This is a genomic window from Rhizobacter sp. (assembly GCF_046595475.1).
In the GTDB taxonomy this organism is placed as follows: domain Bacteria; phylum Pseudomonadota; class Gammaproteobacteria; order Burkholderiales; family Burkholderiaceae_C; genus Rhizobacter.
In genome coordinates this window covers 1-16,154 of sequence record NZ_JBKJOQ010000115.1, presented here as the reverse complement: position 1 = coordinate 16,154, position 16,154 = coordinate 1, and the positions used below count along the sequence as shown (strand labels likewise).

15 protein-coding genes and 2 tRNA genes are annotated in these 16,154 nt (G+C 63.4%); 11 read left to right on the top strand and 6 right to left on the bottom strand.

What is annotated here, in order from left to right; translation table 11 throughout:
• The first annotated feature begins 26 nt into the window (after positions 1–26).
• Complete coding sequence (locus AC30QB_RS21145) at positions 27–1,139, top strand: glycosyltransferase family 9 protein (RefSeq protein WP_489548248.1); 1,113 nt, start codon at positions 27–29, stop codon at positions 1,137–1,139.
• Between the two features lie 39 nt (positions 1,140–1,178).
• On the opposite strand, the gene AC30QB_RS21140 is transcribed toward AC30QB_RS21145, so the two are convergent.
• From AC30QB_RS21140 to msbA, 5 genes are read right to left on the bottom strand one after another with little or no spacing between them, the layout of a single operon-like run.
• Complete coding sequence (locus AC30QB_RS21140; protein ID WP_489548247.1) at positions 1,179–1,982, bottom strand: hypothetical protein; 804 nt, start codon at positions 1,980–1,982, stop codon at positions 1,179–1,181.
• Between the two features lie 23 nt (positions 1,983–2,005).
• The gene (locus tag AC30QB_RS21135; protein WP_489548246.1) at positions 2,006–2,887 is read right to left on the bottom strand and encodes a glycosyltransferase family protein; all 882 of its coding nucleotides are present in this window, start codon (positions 2,885–2,887) and stop codon (positions 2,006–2,008) included.
• Positions 2,871–3,833 (bottom strand): glycosyltransferase family 2 protein, encoded by a 963-nt coding sequence (locus AC30QB_RS21130; protein ID WP_489548245.1) that lies wholly within the window; start codon positions 3,831–3,833, stop codon positions 2,871–2,873. The genes AC30QB_RS21135 and AC30QB_RS21130 overlap by 17 nt, the downstream gene beginning before the upstream one ends.
• Before the next feature lie 5 nt (positions 3,834–3,838).
• The gene (locus AC30QB_RS21125; protein ID WP_489548244.1) at positions 3,839–4,645 is read right to left on the bottom strand and encodes a glycosyltransferase family 2 protein; all 807 of its coding nucleotides are present in this window, start codon (positions 4,643–4,645) and stop codon (positions 3,839–3,841) included.
• The gene (msbA, locus tag AC30QB_RS21120) at positions 4,642–6,423 is read right to left on the bottom strand and encodes a lipid A export permease/ATP-binding protein MsbA (RefSeq protein WP_489548243.1); all 1,782 of its coding nucleotides are present in this window, start codon (positions 6,421–6,423) and stop codon (positions 4,642–4,644) included. Before msbA ends, AC30QB_RS21125 begins: the two co-directional genes overlap by 4 nt.
• A gap of 72 nt (positions 6,424–6,495) precedes the next feature.
• Between msbA and AC30QB_RS21115 the strand changes: the two genes are divergently transcribed.
• The 9 genes from AC30QB_RS21115 to AC30QB_RS21075 all read left to right on the top strand — a co-directional run bounded on the left by AC30QB_RS21115 (position 6,496) and on the right by AC30QB_RS21075 (position 12,000).
• Positions 6,496–7,275 (top strand): glycosyltransferase family 2 protein, encoded by a 780-nt coding sequence (locus AC30QB_RS21115; protein ID WP_489548242.1) that lies wholly within the window; start codon positions 6,496–6,498, stop codon positions 7,273–7,275.
• 22 nt (positions 7,276–7,297) lie between these two features.
• A complete protein-coding gene (tolB, locus tag AC30QB_RS21110; RefSeq protein ID WP_489548241.1) occupies positions 7,298–8,581 on the top strand; it encodes a Tol-Pal system beta propeller repeat protein TolB in 1,284 nt (427 codons plus the stop codon).
• 56 nt (positions 8,582–8,637) lie between these two features.
• Positions 8,638–9,171, top strand: a complete 534-nt coding sequence (gene pal, locus AC30QB_RS21105; RefSeq protein ID WP_489548240.1) for a peptidoglycan-associated lipoprotein Pal — start codon at positions 8,638–8,640, stop codon at positions 9,169–9,171.
• Positions 9,172–9,181: 10 nt separating this feature from the next.
• The gene (gene ybgF / locus AC30QB_RS21100) at positions 9,182–9,973 is read left to right on the top strand and encodes a tol-pal system protein YbgF (protein ID WP_489548239.1); all 792 of its coding nucleotides are present in this window, start codon (positions 9,182–9,184) and stop codon (positions 9,971–9,973) included.
• Between the two features lie 7 nt (positions 9,974–9,980).
• On the top strand, positions 9,981–10,751 hold the full coding sequence (locus tag AC30QB_RS21095; protein WP_489548238.1) for a tRNA threonylcarbamoyladenosine dehydratase: 771 nt from the start codon (positions 9,981–9,983) through the stop codon (positions 10,749–10,751).
• A gap of 38 nt (positions 10,752–10,789) precedes the next feature.
• Positions 10,790–10,865 (top strand) — tRNA-Lys (locus AC30QB_RS21090).
• 24 nt (positions 10,866–10,889) lie between these two features.
• Positions 10,890–10,965, top strand: a tRNA-Lys gene (locus AC30QB_RS21085).
• Between the two features lie 178 nt (positions 10,966–11,143).
• Positions 11,144–11,641: a hypothetical protein gene (locus AC30QB_RS21080; protein WP_489548237.1), complete on the top strand. Its 498-nt coding sequence runs from the start codon at positions 11,144–11,146 to the stop codon at positions 11,639–11,641.
• Positions 11,642–11,646: 5 nt separating this feature from the next.
• The gene (locus AC30QB_RS21075) at positions 11,647–12,000 is read left to right on the top strand and encodes an ArsC family reductase (RefSeq protein WP_489548236.1); all 354 of its coding nucleotides are present in this window, start codon (positions 11,647–11,649) and stop codon (positions 11,998–12,000) included.
• Between the two features lie 6 nt (positions 12,001–12,006).
• Here the strand turns inward: AC30QB_RS21075 and acnA are convergent, their stop codons facing one another.
• Positions 12,007–14,727, bottom strand: a complete 2,721-nt coding sequence (acnA, locus tag AC30QB_RS21070; RefSeq protein WP_489548235.1) for an aconitate hydratase AcnA — start codon at positions 14,725–14,727, stop codon at positions 12,007–12,009.
• A gap of 233 nt (positions 14,728–14,960) precedes the next feature.
• Between acnA and AC30QB_RS21065 the strand changes: the two genes are divergently transcribed.
• Positions 14,961–16,154 (top strand): O-linked N-acetylglucosamine transferase, SPINDLY family protein (locus tag AC30QB_RS21065; RefSeq protein ID WP_489548234.1); only part of this gene is annotated, 1,194 nt, incomplete at its 3' end.

The window sequence follows — 16,154 nt, the reverse complement described above, 5'->3', positions numbered from 1 at the left end:
CCAGAAGCTTCATCGAGAGATTCACCATGCTTTGTCTTCGCTTGAGGCAATACGCCGAGGAAACCTGGCTCCCGCCATTTCCGCAGACTCTGCCTTCATCGGTAGACCAGTACGCCCTGCAGGCATCCGTTTGGAAAGCCGCGCGCCGCCGTGCCATGCGGTCACTCAACCTGCGCTTGCATGGGCAGGTGCCGCTTGAGCGAACGCGCATTGATCCAGCTGTCCATCGGCGCGTGCTTTGGATCCACCACGGCACGCCGCAAGTAGGCGATTCGCTCACCGACCTGGCCGCGCGCGTGCTGTTGCGCGGCGACTTCGAGCGCTTCGATCTGCTGACCGACAAGCACCTGGTGCCGCTGTACCGCTCCGATGAGGTTTTCACGCTGGCCTCGTCGTCGCCATCGGAGTTGTCCGGCGATTACGACCTGATCTTGCTGCACAGCGCGTCGTCGCGTTCGGTCAAAGACAAGCTCGCGCATTACCGCAGAGTGCCCTTCGTCCACGTGCATGGCTTCTACACCGGGCCTGAGCTCAACCGCACGCTGTTCGGCTACTACCGCATCGCGCAGCTGCGTGGCATGAGTGTGTCGGAGGCAGAGATTGAGCGAATTGCGTGTACCAGCATGCGTGCCTCGGCTGATGAAGAGGCTGCGGTAGAGCGACTCGGCCTGCCAAGCAATGCGATCATGATGGCCATTGGGGGTGTACGCGACTGGTGCACCTACTTCCAGTGGCCGGAGGTGCTGCGCGGTTTGCACGAGGCCGGCGTGCGACGCCCCGTGGTGCTCATCGGGTCTGACAACGGCTTGGCCATGCGAGACCAGATCCTCGCCAGCGACACGGGCATGACACTCATCGACCGCGTGGCCCAGCACACCTTGGGTGAAGTGCAGGCGCTGATGCGTCGCGGCGCACTTGTGGTGTGTGCCGACGGCGGGTTGTTGCATGTGGCGCACACGGCCCGCGTGCCGGTGGTGACACTTTTTGCTGGTATCAGCGAGCCGCGCTTCAGGTTGACGGCAGCCAACCGAACCACCTGGCGCTATGGCGCGAAATGGGTGAATGATGTGCCGGCAGAGGAGCTGGTGCGGTGCATTGTTGAAGCTCTTGGTGCCAGCGGAAAAGAAGCGACTCCCTGATTTGCTGGCGCCAGACTTGCTGCGCCTGCGGGGTGTGGCTCAAGACTTCTTGCGCCGAAGCTGAGGGTCGCGGGGTGGAAGCGGAGAGGGGGGCACCCAGGTGGGTTGGCACAGGGGAGTTTGCAGCACTTGTTGTGGCGTTACCTGTGCCGCGAAGTCGGCGTCTCGCGGGATCTTTGCCCAGAAGAAATCGTGCTGGAAGATGGGCCAGCCATTGAACCGCGAAGACCTGAAGATGCCTCGGTGCGCACGGAGCTCCCCGTATCGCTCACCCTTGAATTGACGATTGACCTCGGTGAAGGGCAGGATCTTTTCTGCCTCAAGGCCATCCCATTCGTGCAGTGGGCGTCGCTGCAGCTGATCCATCTTTTCGAACTGGTCCTCGCAGATCACTTGAATCGCCGATTCAGGCATGTTGTAGCGAGGGGTCCAGAGAGCCGTCCACCCAGTCGTCAGGCCGGTCAGGTGATCGAGCAATGCTTTCGAAAGCACAAAGGCATCTGATTCGATGTGAATGATCTTATGGGCTCCAATGGCTTTGGCGACGTTTACAGAGTGCAGAAAGCTGCGCCACCAGCCAGGCATCTGATAGGTGGACGATCGCCCCATGTGTTGGTCAAAGCGCAGAAGCTGCGGAAGGTCGGCCGAAGCGCTTAGTGCCTGCGCATCATTGACGAGCCGAACCTGATCGGTAGGTGGCACATACGGGGAGGCGTCATCGACGAGAACCAGGGTCGCTTGATCGATCTCAAGCTGGCTGTAGTAGTCGATCCAGCGGGCATACCTCAGGTGCCATGACTCCGCCGTGCGGGAGTAGCTGGTGCAGAACACAAGTGATTTCATGGCGTGGTGATGCTGAAGATGCCTCAGGCCACCAGCCGATAGTGCTTGCGGCTCAAGTCCCATCCGAACCAACGCTCCAGCTGCATTGATGCGCGGTGCTTGCGCTCGCGGCTTGTGAGCTGGTGTGCGGGGTTGGGGGCGAAGTGGTGCTCGGCCTCGGTTTGCAACCATTGAGCCACCAAAGCCGGGTGCTCACCCGTGTAGGGCTCCAGCGATTGCGGGTCTATGTTGCCGTAGTGCACCTGGGGCGCACCGTGCGACCAGTACTTGCTCACCTGATCCATCTTGGCTTGCATGTAGTCGGTGCGGCGAACATGGCCGTAGTGGTAGATGTGCGCGTTGGCGAGCGCGGCGCGCGGGTGGCGGCCGCGGCGGTGTTTGTCCATCACCACCCAAAACTGCCCATCGGGCGCGTAGGTGCGGATGGTGTTGCGAATGAGCCGGCATTCGCGGCGGTACCACGCGGGGCTGGTGGCCAACCAATGCGGTGAGCCGTAGAAATGCAGGTAGTCAAAGACCAGTGCTTCAACCTGCGGGTTGTCATGGTGCTGCTCAACGGCTGAGCGTATGGCGCCCAGTTCGCTTTCGTGCAGCACTTCATCGCCTTCAAGGTAAAACGCCCAGTCGCCGGTACAGGCGTACTGCGCAATCATCTTCTGCTGTGCGTAGACAAAGCCGCGCTCGGCCATGCGCTCATTCCACACCGTATCGATGAGGCGAATCTTCGGGTCAGCAATGGCCAGCAGGCGCTGGCGAGTCGCGTCTTCACCCTGGCCTACGGCGATCACGAACTCGTCGACCAGAGGCAGCAGCGAGCGTACGGAGGCCTCGAACGGAAAACCGAGCTTTACGCCATTGCGCAAGAAAGTGAAGCCGCTGATGGACGGCTTAGATGGGCTTGGCATAGCGGTGCGGGCTGAAAAGTTGTTTGGTGCGCAGGCCCAAAAGGAATTGAAGCGGCCGGCGCATGCGCCGCAGCGCGCGGTCTTTGTGAAACGCATAGAGACGATCTCGGTGGCGCCATGCAAAGCGCGTGAGTGCCAGTGAGATGAACTGCGTCTCGCGCGCTTGCCAAAGTGCAAGCAGCTCCTGCGCGAGCGCCTGGCCTTTGCCAGGGACGCGCGCAAAGAGTGCCAGGCGCTCGCGGGTTTCTGCCAGTTCTTGCCAACGAAAGCCGGCGGCGCGACCGGTCTTCACGGTCCGTTGCCCGGTGATGTCGCTGACCGTGTTGGTGTGCAGGCGGTAGCGCACCAAACATTCATCAACGTACACGATGCGCCCCAAGGACACGGCGACGTAAGCGAGCCAATGGTCGTGGTATGCGCCACGTGGGAACGGCAGCGCATGCTCCAGCACGCTGCGGCAAATGAGCATGGCATGGCCGGTGGCGTTGTTGCCAAGCAGGTAAGGCAGTGGGTCGTCGGTATTGAAGCGGCTAAAACGGTCGGAGATGCGCTCGTGCATTGGGTTGCCTTGTTCGTCCATCAGGGCCGAGTCGCCATAGGCCAGGAGCGCGTCGGTCGAAGACAGCTCGTGCGCGAGCCGCGAGAGCTTGGTGGGCAACCAGATGTCGTCTTGGTCGCAAGGTGCAATCCAGCGCCCTTGGCACAGCGACATGGTGACTTCAAAGTTCTTTTGGTAGCCGAGATTCACGGCGTTGCGGCTGTAGCGAATGCGTGGGTCGCGTTGCGCGTAGGCGCTCAAGATTGTAGGGGTGTCGTCAGTAGAGGCGTCGTCCACGACCACGATCTCCAGCGCGGGCCAGTCTTGCGCCAGCAGCGAGTCGAGCTGCTCGCGCAAATGGCGTTCGCCGTTGAAAGTGCACAGGGCGATGGAGACCAGCGGATCCACGGGGGTCAAGCCTCGCCCTTGGGTGAGTTGCCCCACTTCTCATCCATCGAAATCAACCGCGCTGCGTCAGCAAAGGCCGGCGGGTTGGCCCGCAGCGTGATGCGAATGTAGTGGTGCACAAACACGTCTAGCGCAATGTGCAAGGGCTTGATGTCGCCATGCTCCACAGCACGCTTCTTGGCACGCAAAAAGAGATCGGCATCTGCTGCTTGAATGCGCTCATCCCATAGCCCCACCAGATCAATGGCGCGGCGGTTCATCAGCACCGAGTTGCCCACATAGCCCTCAAGAATCTGACCCTCGAAGCGCCGCGCTCGATCGGCGCTGAAGCGCTCCCAGTCGCCATACATCCAGCGGTGTGCGAGCTTGAGCCAGGGCTGCTTGGCACCGAACAGGCGCACGGGCAGAGCGGCACGCTTCCAGCGGCGGCGCAAGGCGCGCGTGGCTTCGGGCGTCTCGATGCGTTCGATGCCGCACACGGTGAGCAAGTCCAGGCCATTGCGCGCGGCATTGGCCAGCAAGCGAGTGTCCCAGGCAGGCGGCACCACGATGTCGTTGTTGAGGAAGGCCAGCCACTCGCCTTGCGCCACGGCGATGCCTTGGTTTTGGGTGTAGGGGTAGGAGTAGTTGGCCGAGTTGCGAATGACCTTGGCGCCCACGGATTCGAAGAACTCGGCTGAGCCGTCGGTGGACGCGTTGTCGATGATGATCAGCTCATAGGGCTGCTCGGTGCAGCGCTGCAAGTGCTCAACGAACCAGCGGTTCACGGCCAGTTGGTTGTGCACGGCTGTGATGATGCTCAGCTTGGTCATTTGCGCACCGCTTCCTCAGGCTCCTTGGCGTCGGTCTTGAACTGAAGCGAGTGCAGATGGGCGAACAGGCCATTGAGTGCCAGCAGCTGGGCGTGCGTACCTTGCTCAACGACGCGCCCGCCTTCGAGCACCAGCACGCGGTCGGCGGCTTGAATGGTGGAGAGGCGGTGGGCAATGACGAGGCTCGTGCGCCCTCGCATCAGTGTCTCCAGGGCCTCTTGCACGAGGCGCTCTGATTCAGAGTCGAGCGCCGAAGTGGCTTCGTCCAAGATGAGGATGGGCGCGTCTTTGTAGATGGCGCGCGCGATGGCCAGCCGCTGGCGCTGACCGCCGGAGAGCTGGTTGCCGTTGTGGCCGATCATCGTGTCTAGGCCCTGGGGCAGGCCCTCAACGAACTGGAGCATGTTGGCCGCCTTGAGCGCTTGGCGCACGCCCTCGCGGTCTACGCTTTCACCCTCGCCCGAGCGCAGCGCCACGTTGGCGGCCACGGTGTCGTTGAACAGGATCACGTCTTGGCTCACGAGCGCGAACTGGCGGCGCAAGGCGGCGATGTCCCACTCTCGCACCGGCCGGCCGTCGAGCAGCAGCTCACCGGTGGTGGGCTCCAGGAAGCGCGGCAGCAGATTCACCAGTGTGGATTTGCCCGCACCCGACGGGCCGACCAGCGCCAGCATTTCACCCACGTTCAGCCGAATGTCTACATCAGCGAGTGCGGGTGTCTGATCGCTCTTGTAGCTGAGGCCCACGTTGCGCAGCTCGATCTCGCCGCGCGCTCGCCCGGGGTCGTAGGTGCCGCCCTCTTCGATGGGTGAGTCGTTGATGAGCGCCACGCCGCGCTCCAGGGCCGCCAGCCCGCGGGTGATGGGGCCGGTGACTTCTGACAGGTGCTTGATGGGTGCCAGCAGCATCAGCATGCTGGTGATGAAGGCCACGAAGCCCCCCGTGGACCCGCCTTGCGTGCCGCTTTGCCAAAGGGCTGCCACCACCACGGCAGAGAGCGCGCAGGCCGAAATCAGTTGCGTGATCGGCGTCATGGTGGCTGCCGCCATGGTCGACTTGATGGCCAACACACGCAATGCGTCGCTGCCTTTGTAGAAGCGCCGCACCTGAGAATTTTCGGCGCCGTGCAGACGCACGATGCGCCAGGCCAAGACGTTTTCTTCCACCACATAGGCCAACTGATCGGTGGCTTGCTGGCCTTCGATCGTGAGCCGGTGCAGCCGTCGGCTCAGCTTGCGCATGGCCAGTGCGATGGCGGGGAAGAGCACGCCCACGAACAGCGTGAGTTGCCAGTTGAGGTACATCAGGTAGCACAGCAAGGCCACCAGGGTGAGCGAGTCGCGAACCAAGGTGAGCACCGACCCCACCAGCATGGCCGCGCCTGATTGCGCTTCATAGGTCAATGTGTTGGTGAGGCTGCTCGCGGTGTTTCGTGTGAACAGTGCAGGAGACACCGTCATCAGCCGTTGAAACATGGCCGCGCGCAAGGCCTGTGTGCCCCGGTTGGCCGACCACGACAAACCGTACTGGGCCACCAGCCCCGACAAGCCGCGCACGGCAAAGACCGCGATGATGGCCGCAGGCACCATCCACAGAGGGAAGGGTGCCCCCTTGAACCCGCTGTCGAACAGGGGCTTCATCATGGCTGGAATCAGGGGCTCGGTGGCCGCGCCCACGATGGAGCCGATGACCATCAGCACAAAGCCCCGGCCACTGTTGGCAAAGTAAGGCGCGATGCGCTTTACGCGCTGTTTCAGGGGCAGGGTGGGTGTGCTCATTCAGCGCGGATTATCCAACGCCGGCCCTGCCTACAATCCGGCCACCTTCACCAGGGGGTTCTTGCTCGCCACATGCCCGACATCGCGCTCTCCGTCGTCCTGATCACCCACAACGAAAGCCGGAACATCGCCGCCTGCCTGAAAAGCGTGTCCTTTGCCGATGAATGGTTGGTGGTCGATTCGGGCAGCACCGATGGCACCCGCGAGATTGCTGAGTCTCTTGGCGCCCGGGTGCTGCAGACCGCGGATTGGCCAGGCTTTGGCGTGCAAAAGAATCGCGCCCTCGACATGGCCCGTGGCCGCTGGGTGCTGAGCATCGACGCCGATGAACGCGTCAGTGAAGAACTGGCCGCGCATATTCAAGAGGCGATCAAGAGCGAGCAGGCAGTTGACGGCTATGAGGTGTCGCGCCTCTCGCGGTTTTGCGGCCAGTGGATGCGCCACGGCGATTGGTACCCTGACCGCGTGCTGCGGCTTTTTCGCCGCGAGAAGGGGCGCTTCAGCAGCGACCTGGTGCATGAGCGACTGCAGGTGCAAGGCCGCGTGGCGCGGCTCGTGGGTGACCTGCGGCATGACACCATGCCCACGCTCGACGATGCGCTCGACAAGATGAATCGCTACAGCGGCGGTCGGGCGCGGGACAAGGTGGCGGCAGGGCGCACCGGTGGCCTGGGTGCTGCCATTGGGCATGGGCTGTGGGCTTTCGTGCGCTGCTACCTGGTCAAGCATGGTTTTCTCGATGGCCGCCTGGGCTTCGTCTTGGCCGTGTACCAGGCCGAAGGCACGTATTACCGCTACCTCAAGATGGGCCTGCTGGCGCAGCAGGCGCGCAATCCGATTGAACCAATCTGAAAACCAAAGGTCAGGACACTTCATGCTGATGAACCGACGTTTTTTTGGAAGCTCCATCGCCGCGGCTTCAGGCCTTGCACTTGCCGGCCCCGCACTTGCCCAATTCCGGGTCGAAATTTCAGGCGTCGGCGCCACGCAGGTGCCCATCGCCATCGCGCGTTTTCGCGACGAAGACCGCACCACCCAAGTGCTCTCGGCCATTGTGCGAGCCGACCTCGAACGCGCCGGCGTCTTTCGCGGCCTGGACACCACGGCGGTGATCGACGAGAACGCGTCCCCACAGATGAGCGAGTGGCGCTCGCGCGGCGCTGATGCACTGGTAGGCGGCTCTGTCACGCGCTTGGCCGACGGCCGCTTCGATGTGCGCTTCAAGCTCTGGGACGTGGTCAGGGGCAAGGACATCGGTGGCCAGAGCAACGCGGTGGCGGGGAGTGATCTGCGCTTGGCGGCCCACCACATAGCCGATTTCATCTATGAGAAGCTCACCGGCGAGAAGGGCGTTTTCTCCACCCGCATCGCTTATGTCACCCGCTCGGGCAGCCGCTACGCGCTGCGCGTGGCCGATGCCGACGGTGAAGCCGGCCAGGTGGCATTGAACAGCCCCGAGCCCATCATTTCTCCGGCCTGGTCGCCCAACGGGCAAGAGCTTGCCTATGTGTCCTTCGAGGCCCAGAAGGCGGTGGTCTATGCGCAGGAGATTGCCTCGGGCAAGCGGCGCGTGATAGCCAACTTCCGCGGCTCCAACAGTGCACCGGCTTGGTCACCCGATGGCCAGACCCTGGCCGCCACGCTCAGCCGCGACGGCGGCTCGCAAATTTTTGTGATGGGGCGCAACGGCGAGAGCCCGCGCCGCGTGACCAGCAGCCCGTCGATCGACACCGAAGCAACTTTTTCGCCCGATGGCCGCAGCCTCTATTTCGTGAGCGACCGCAGTGGTGGCCCGCAGGTCTACCGCGTGGCGGTGGCCGGCGGCGCCGTCGAGCGTGTCAGTTTTACCGGTGACTACAACATCAGCCCTGCCTTGAGCCCGGACGGGCGATATCTGGCCTACATTTCGCGGCAGAGCGGTGGGTTCAAACTCTATGTATCAGAGCTGGCCAAGGGCTCCACGCCCCAGGCCATCACCGACACGCGCGACGATGAAAGCCCGAGCTTTGCACCCAACGGCCGCTTGATCATCTACGCCACCCGCAGCGGTGGTCGCGATGTCTTGATGACCACCACGCTCGATGGCAAGATCAAAGCGAAGCTGGTGTCCACCACGGCCGACGTGCGCGAGCCGATGTGGGGCCCTTACGGTCGATAGCCCAGCGTTTCGCCAGGCCCAATTTCTTTTCTTTTCTTACCGCAGGAGATAGACGCATGAACACCATCAAATTCACCGCCCTCGCATGGGTGGCATCCGCTGTCCTGGCAGGCTGCGCTTCGAACGTTCCGCTGGACAACAAGGCGGCGCCTGTTGAATCGCGTACCACCAGCACGGCGGGTGGCGGCAGCGCCTCTGCGGGAAACACGTCGCCCACCCAAGTGGCCAGTGTCGACCTGAGCAAGAATTCAGCGTCAGCCGAGATGGGCCGCGTGGTCTATTTCGACTACGACAGTTTCGTGATCAAAGATGAGTTCCGCCCCGTGGTTGAAGCCCAGTCCAAAGCCCTCTCGGTCGACCGAGCCAAGAAGCTGCAGGTCGAAGGCCATACCGACGAGCGCGGTGGCAGCGAATACAACTTGGCACTGGGCCAGAAGCGGGCCGAGTCCGTGGCCAAGGCACTCAAGCTGCTCGGCGTGAACGATGGCCAGGTCGAAGCGGTGAGCTTCGGCAAGGAGCGTCCCGCGGTGCAAGGCAGCGATGAAGCGGCATGGGCCAAGAACCGCCGCGCCGAGCTGAACAACCGTTGAGATGCTGACCATGCCTCGCTCGTCTCACCCTCACCTTCGGCTTGCGAGCTGGGGGATCGCACTTGCGCTGATTGCGCCAGTGGCGCAGGCCGGCATATTTGATGACGACGAGGCGCGCAAGGCCATCCTCGACATGCGCCAGAGGCAAGAGCAGAGCGAGGCGCGTGTGAAGGCCGCGCAAGCCGAATCGAACACGCAGCTGCTGGAGCAGATCAGCCAGCTCAAGCGCAGCCTCTTCGACCTCAACAACCAGCTCGAGCTCATGCGCACCGAGATGGCCAAGCTGCGCGGGCAAGACGAGCAGCTCACGCGAGACGTGGTCGAGTTGCAGCGCCTGCAGAAAGACGCGCAGCAAGGCGTGGAAGACCGCATTCGAAAACTTGAGCCCAAGAAGGTCGCAGTCGACGGGAAAGAGTTTTTGGTTGACCCCGAAGAAGGCCGGCAGTACGACGAGGCGCTGGCGGTGCTGCGCAAGGGCGATTTCGCCGCGGCGTCTTCGGCGCTGTCGGCCTTCAATCGCCGATACCCGGGCAGTGGCTACAACGCGTCGTCGCTGTTCTGGCTGGGCAATGCGCAGTACGGCATGCGCGACTACAAAGAAGCCATGGCTTCGTTCCGCAGCCTGATCGCCAGCGCCCCCGATCACCCGCGCGCGCCGGAAGCCCTGCTGTCTGTTGCCAACTGCCAGATGGAGCTCAAAGACAGCAAGGGCGCCAAGCGCACACTCGACGAGCTGCTCAAGACCTACCCCAAGTCCGAAGCCGCGCAAGCGGGCAAGGAACGCCTGGCCTCGCTGAAGTAGGGTGAGCGTGAACGCTGCGCTCGACCTGTTGGCCCCCGACCTCGAGCGACGCTTCGGCGGTCTGCGCCGCCTGTATGGCGAAGTGGGTTACCAAGCCGTGCGTGCGGCACGCGTGGGTGTGGTAGGCCTCGGCGGCGTGGGCTCGTGGGCCGTTGAGGCACTGGCGCGTAGCGGCGTGGCCGAGCTCACGCTCTTCGACATGGACCACGTGGCCGAGTCCAACATCAACCGCCAGGTGCAGGCTGTGGGCGCCACGCTCGGCAAGGCCAAGGGCGAGGCGCTGCGCGAGCGCATTGCCGATATCCACCCTGGCTGCAGCGTGCAGTTGGTCGATGATTTCGTATCGGCTGACAACTGGCCCGGCCTGTTGCCAAGAGAAATCGACGTGCTCATTGACGCTTGCGACCAGGTACAGGCCAAGGCGGCCATGGCGCATTGGGCGTTGCAGCACAAGCAGCTCTTCGTCAGCGTGGGCGCGGCTGGTGGCAAGCAGCGCGCGCAGGCGATCGAGGTCGACGATCTCGCCCTCGTCACGCACGACCCTTTGCTTGCATCGCTGCGCCAGCGCTTGCGCAAGCAGCATGGTGCGGTGCGCACCGGCGCGATGGGTGTGCGATGCGTGTTCTCGCGCGAACCGGTGTCGCCTCCGGTCGATGCTTGCGAGACCGATGGCAGCCTCAATTGCCACGGCTACGGCTCGAGTGTGGTGGTCACGGCGAGCTTCGGGTTTGTGGCGGCAGGAGACGCGCTACAATCGCTGCTTCGCCGATTTGTTTGAAGCGACTTTGCGAAGCCCGCTATAATCATGGGCTTTACGGGTTGTTAGCTCAGTCGGTAGAGCAGCGGACTTTTAATCCGTTGGTCGTGGGTTCGAATCCCGCACAACCCACCAGTTTTCGCAAGTGTTAGTCAGAGCGGGCTCCTAGCTCAGTTGGTAGAGCAGCGGACTCTTAATCCGTTGGTCGACAGTTCGAATCTGTCGGGGCCCACCAAAATTTCAGTGAATCTAGCCCTTGGCGCGAAAACGCCAGGGGCTTTTTCACGTCTGGGCCCGTGGTGCAGCCCGTCGAGTTGCTGCGAAATCCATCAGGGAATGTCGGCGGGCACGCGTGCGTAGACTCTCATGACCCCTTCGGGCGCTGTGCCCGGCGGTTCTGTTGAGAGGCACCCATGAACAACTTTCGCCTGTCTGCGCTCGTGGTCTCCGGATTCGTTTCAGCGTGCTCGTCTTACGGCCCGCAATCGCTGGGGCAGGGCGCCAGCCTCGACGACATCACACGTGCCATGGGCGTGCCCACCGGCGAGGCGGCCTTGCCTGGCGGCGGCAAGCGCCTGGAGTACGCCCGTGGCCCCTACGGGCGGCACACCTACATGCTCGAGTTCGATGCGCAAGGCCAGCTTCAACGCTGGGAGCAGGTACTCGACGAACAGCACTTCAACGCAATTCGCAGCGGTATGGACGCCGCTGAGGTGCTGACGCAGATAGGCCGAGCCTCCGAGCAATACGTGGTGGGCTGGCAGGCGAAGCAGACCGTCTGGGCTTACCGCTACGAGACGCCGTTCTGCCAGTGGTTCCAGGTCGGCATCGATGCGCACGGCAAGGTGATGGACACTGCCTACGGCCCCGACCCCCTCTGCGATGTCGGCGACACCAAGGACTCTCTCTGACCCTCATGAGCATCACCCTCTACGGCATTCCCAATTGCGACACCGTGAAGAAGGCACGTGCCTGGCTGGCAGCGCAAAACGCCCCCGTGGCCTGGCACGACTTCAAGAAGCAGGGCGTGCCCGAGCACGAGCTCGACAAGTGGCTGAAAGCCGTGGGCTGGGAAAAGCTTGTCAACCGCCAAGGCACCACCTGGCGCAAGCTGCCCGATGCTGAGAAAGCTGCGGTCATCGATGCGGCTGCGGCCCGTGCGTTGGTGCTGCGTGAGCCCAGCGTCATCAAGCGCCCGGTGGTGCGGTGGGCCGACGACCAGGTGACGGTCGGTTTCAGCGAGGCGCTGTTTTCAGAGCGCCTAGGCTGAGCCTGCTCAAGCTAATAGTTGGCGCAGCACGAAGGGTAAGATGCCGCCGTGCTTGTAGTAATCGACCTCAATCGGTGTGTCGATGCGCAGCGTGAGGCGCACGTCGCGCTTGCTGCCGTCCACCCCGTGGATCACCAGCGTGGCGTCTTGCTGGTGCTTGAGCTCGGTGCCCAGCAGCACGTCGAAGGTCTCGTCACCCGTGATGCCCAGCGTCTGCCACGAATCGTGTCCCTTGAACTGCAATGGCAGCACGCCCATGCCCACCAGGTTGGCGCGGTGTATGCGCTCGTAGCTGCGCGCCACCACAGCCTTGATGCCCAGCAGGGCCGTGCCCTTGGCCGCCCAATCTCGTGACGAGCCGGTGCCGTACTCTTCACCTGCAAACACGATGGTGGGCGTGTTGGCCGCCATGTACTTCATGGCCGCGTCGTAGATGAAAATCTTCTCATTGCCCGGCTGGTACAGCGTCACGCCGCCTTCCTCGCGGCTGCCGTCGGCGGCGGCGGGGATCATCAGGTTTTTGATGCGCACATTGGCAAAGGTGCCGCGCACCATCACGTCGTGGTTGCCGCGGCGCGAGCCGTAAGAGTTGAAGTCGGCCTTCTGAACCTTATGCTCCTTCAGCCACTGCCCGGCAGGTGACTGCTCCTTGATCGAGCCCGCCGGCGAGATGTGGTCGGTGGTGATCGAGTCGCCAAACAGCGCCATGGCGCGCGCGCCCTTCACGCCCGAGTCGGCCAGCCCCGGCTCCATGTGGAAGTGGTCGAAGAACGGGGGCTTGGCGATGTAGGTGCTCTTGGGCCAGGTGTAGGTCTCGCCCTTCACGCCCTTGATGTTTTCCCACAGCTTGCCCGGGTTGGTTTTCACCTGCGCGTAGTTGGCGCGGAAGGCCGGGCCATTCATCGCGTACTTCATCAGCTTGTAGATCTCGTCGCTGCTCGGCCAGATGTCGCCCAGGTAGATGTCGCGCCCGTGTGTGCCTTTGCCGACGGGCTCGGTCATCAGGTCAATGTTGGCGTTGCCGGCGATTGCGTAGGCCACCACCAGCGGTGGCGAGGCCAAGAAGTTAGCCTTCAGGTTGGGGTGGATGCGCGCCTCGAAGTTGCGGTTGCCCGAAAGCACGGCCGCGCAGATGAGGTCGTTCTGGGTGATCACATCGTTGAGCTCGGCCGTCAGGTCGCCGGCGTTGCCGATGCAGGTGGTGCAGCCATAGCCGGCGAGCGTAAAGCCGAGCTGGTCGAGGTACTGCGTGAGGCCGGCCTTGTCGAGGTACTCGGTGACCACGCGCGAGCCCGGCGCGAGCGAGGTCTTGATGTGGGGCGCCACCTTCAGGCCCGCCTCCACTGCCTTCTTGGCCAGCAGGCCTGCGGCCAGCAGCACGGCAGGGTTTGAGGTGTTGGTGCACGAGGTGATGGCAGCGATCAGCACGTCGCCGTTCTTCACCTCCAGGCCGCTGGCGGTCTTGAACACCTGGTGCAGCTTCTCGGCCGGTTGGTTGAAACCGTTGGCCGCTGTGGGCTTGCTGAAAAGCTCGGTGAACTCAGCGCGCATCTTGCCCAGCTCAATGCGGTCTTGTGGGCGCTTGGGGCCGGCCAGCGAGGGTGTCACCTTGCTCAGGTCGAGCGAGACTTCCTTCGAGTAATGGATGTCGCCCGACTTGGGCACGCCGAACATCTTCTGCGCGCGGAAGTAGGCCTCGAAGGCCTCGATTTCGCTCTTGGTGCGGCCGGTGCCCACGAAGTACTCGATGGTCTTCTCGTCGACCGGAAAGAAACCCATGGTGGCGCCGTACTCGGGCGCCATGTTGGCGATGGTGGCGCGGTCGGGCAGCGAGAGCGTGCTCGTGCCTTCGCCGAAAAACTCGACGAATTTACCGACCACCTTCTCCCTGCGCAGCAGCTCCGTCACCGTGAGCACCAGGTCTGTGGCCGTCACACCTTCGCGCAGCTTGCCGGTGAGTTCGAAGCCCACCACGTCGGGCGTCAGGAAGTACACCGGCTGGCCCAGCATGCCGGCCTCGGCCTCGATGCCGCCCACGCCCCACGCCACCACGCCTATGCCGTTGATCATGGTGGTGTGGCTGTCGGTGCCCACCAGAGAATCGGGGTAGTACACGCCACCCTTGTCGAACACGCCGCGTGCCAGGTACTCCAGGTTCACCTGGTGCACGATGCCGAAGCCCGGTGGAACCACGCCGAAGGTCTCGAAGGCCTGCATGCCCCACTTCATGAACTCGTAACGCTCGTTGTTGCGCTCGAACTCCAGCTTCATGTTCAGGTCGATGGCGTCTTTGGTGCCGTAATAGTCGACCATCACCGAGTGGTCAACCACCAGGTCCACCGGCACCAGCGGCTCGATGGTGCGCGGGTTCTTGCCCGTCGCCACGGCCACGTTGCGCATGGCGGCCAGGTCGGCCAGCAGCGGCACGCCGGTGAAGTCTTGCAGCACCACACGGGCCACCACGAAAGGGATCTCGTCGACGCGATCGGCCGTCGGGCTCCAGTTGGCCAGGCGCTCCACGTGGTCGGCGGTGACCTTCTTGCCGTCGCAGTTGCGCAGCACCGACTCCAGCACGATGCGCATGGAGATCGGCAGCTGGTTCACGTTGGGGTACTTCTTGGCCAGCTCGGGCAGCGAAAAGTAGCTGCCGCTCTTGCCCGAAGGCGTCTTGAAGGTCTTGAGCGTGTTGGCAAAAGCGTGTTCGGCTGGCTTCTTGGCGGTGGCCATGGCGTGCTCCTGGGTGGGGTATGCCTTTGATTGTGCCCCCCGAGCCAGCCGCAAGCGTGACAGAAGTCCGCATTTCCCTGGGCTGTGCCGTGTTGTTGCCGGCGCGTGGCCGCATCCTGTGACCAGCGTCGAAATGACCCTGAAAAGCAGCTGATTTGCCCCGTTAATGCCCGGACTGCCGCCGCAAGTGCCTGCCCACAATGGGCTGGAGTCAATCTGCCCATGTTCTCTCTATGAAAAAGTCGACAGCAAAGCCCCCGGTGGCGGCGGCAAGCCAGGCTGCGAGCGGCCTGTCTGCGCTGGATCGCGAGCTGGCTGCGGCCCGCTCGGGGGGCATGGCGCTGGCCGACCTGATGAACCACGCCCAGGCCGCAAGCCAGGCAGGCCGCCCGCAAGACGCCGCCGTGCTGTATGAGGCCTGGATCACCCACACCGTCTCGCCGCTGCAGCACGTGGCGTGTTTCAACTGGGGCACCATCCTGGGCGCGATCGGCCGCAATGCCGACGCCGAAAAGGCCTACCAGCGTGCGCTGGCACTTGCGCCCGGCTTTCTGCAGGCGCGCCTCAATCTGGGCCACCAGCTCGAGCACCTGGGCCGGCCCGACGAGGCCATCGCCCAATGGCAGCTCGTGCTCGACCGGAAAGACGCCGAGCTTGAGCTGCACCTGCATGCCCTGAACAACATGGCCCGGCTGCACGAAATGCAGCGCCGCTACGACGAGGCTGAGCGCTGCATGCGCGACAGCCTGCTGCGCAAACCCGCGCAAAACGACGTGATCCAGCATTACGTGCACCTGCGTCAGAAGAAGTGCGCGTGGCCGGTCTACGAGCCCGTGGGCGCGCTCACGCACAACCAGATGCTGATGGGCACCTCGGTGCTGGCCATGCTGGGTGAGAGCGACGACCCTGCCATGCAGCTGCTGGCTGCGCAGCGCTTCGTGCACGAGCGCACGCCCAAGCCACCGGCCGTGCCCTTCCACGAAGGCCAGCCCAAGCGCCAGGGCAAGATCAAAATCGGCTACCTCTCGGGTGACCTGCACATGCACGCCGTGGGCTTGCTCGCGGTTGAGCTGCTTGAATTGCACGACCGCGAGCGTTTCGAGATTTACGCCTTCTCGTGGAGCCGCAACGACGGCACACCGCTGCGCGCGCGCATCCGCAAGGCCATCGACCATTACATCCCGCTGACCGGCGTTGACGACGTGACCGCCGCTCGCGTGATCGCTGAAGCCGGCATCGACATCCTGGTCGACCTGCAAGGCCTGACCAACGGCGCCCGCCCTGCGATCGTGGGCATGCGCCCTGCGCCTGTGCAGGTGAGCTACCTCGGCCTGCCCGGCACCTGTGCCTTGCCCGGTGTTGACTGGATCCTGGCCGACCGCTTCGTCATGCCCGCCGAGCTGCAGCCGTACATGACGGAAAAGCCG

Bases quoted from the DNA above. Each gene is read 5' to 3' on its own strand.
- AC30QB_RS21145 (WP_489548248.1), top strand. From the start codon at position 27: ATGCTTTGTCTTCGCTTGAGGCAATACGCCGAGGAAACCTGGCTCCCG.
- AC30QB_RS21140 (WP_489548247.1), bottom strand. From the start codon at position 1,982: ATGAAATCACTTGTGTTCTGCACCAGCTACTCCCGCACGGCGGAGTCA.
- AC30QB_RS21135 (WP_489548246.1), bottom strand. From the start codon at position 2,887: ATGCCAAGCCCATCTAAGCCGTCCATCAGCGGCTTCACTTTCTTGCGC.
- AC30QB_RS21125 (WP_489548244.1), bottom strand. From the start codon at position 4,645: ATGACCAAGCTGAGCATCATCACAGCCGTGCACAACCAACTGGCCGTG.
- msbA (WP_489548243.1), bottom strand. From the start codon at position 6,423: ATGAGCACACCCACCCTGCCCCTGAAACAGCGCGTAAAGCGCATCGCG.
- AC30QB_RS21115 (WP_489548242.1), top strand. From the start codon at position 6,496: ATGCCCGACATCGCGCTCTCCGTCGTCCTGATCACCCACAACGAAAGC.
- tolB (WP_489548241.1), top strand. From the start codon at position 7,298: ATGCTGATGAACCGACGTTTTTTTGGAAGCTCCATCGCCGCGGCTTCA.
- pal (WP_489548240.1), top strand. From the start codon at position 8,638: ATGAACACCATCAAATTCACCGCCCTCGCATGGGTGGCATCCGCTGTC.
- ybgF (WP_489548239.1), top strand. From the start codon at position 9,182: ATGCCTCGCTCGTCTCACCCTCACCTTCGGCTTGCGAGCTGGGGGATC.
- AC30QB_RS21080 (WP_489548237.1), top strand. From the start codon at position 11,144: ATGAACAACTTTCGCCTGTCTGCGCTCGTGGTCTCCGGATTCGTTTCA.
- AC30QB_RS21075 (WP_489548236.1), top strand. From the start codon at position 11,647: ATGAGCATCACCCTCTACGGCATTCCCAATTGCGACACCGTGAAGAAG.
- acnA (WP_489548235.1), bottom strand. From the start codon at position 14,727: ATGGCCACCGCCAAGAAGCCAGCCGAACACGCTTTTGCCAACACGCTC.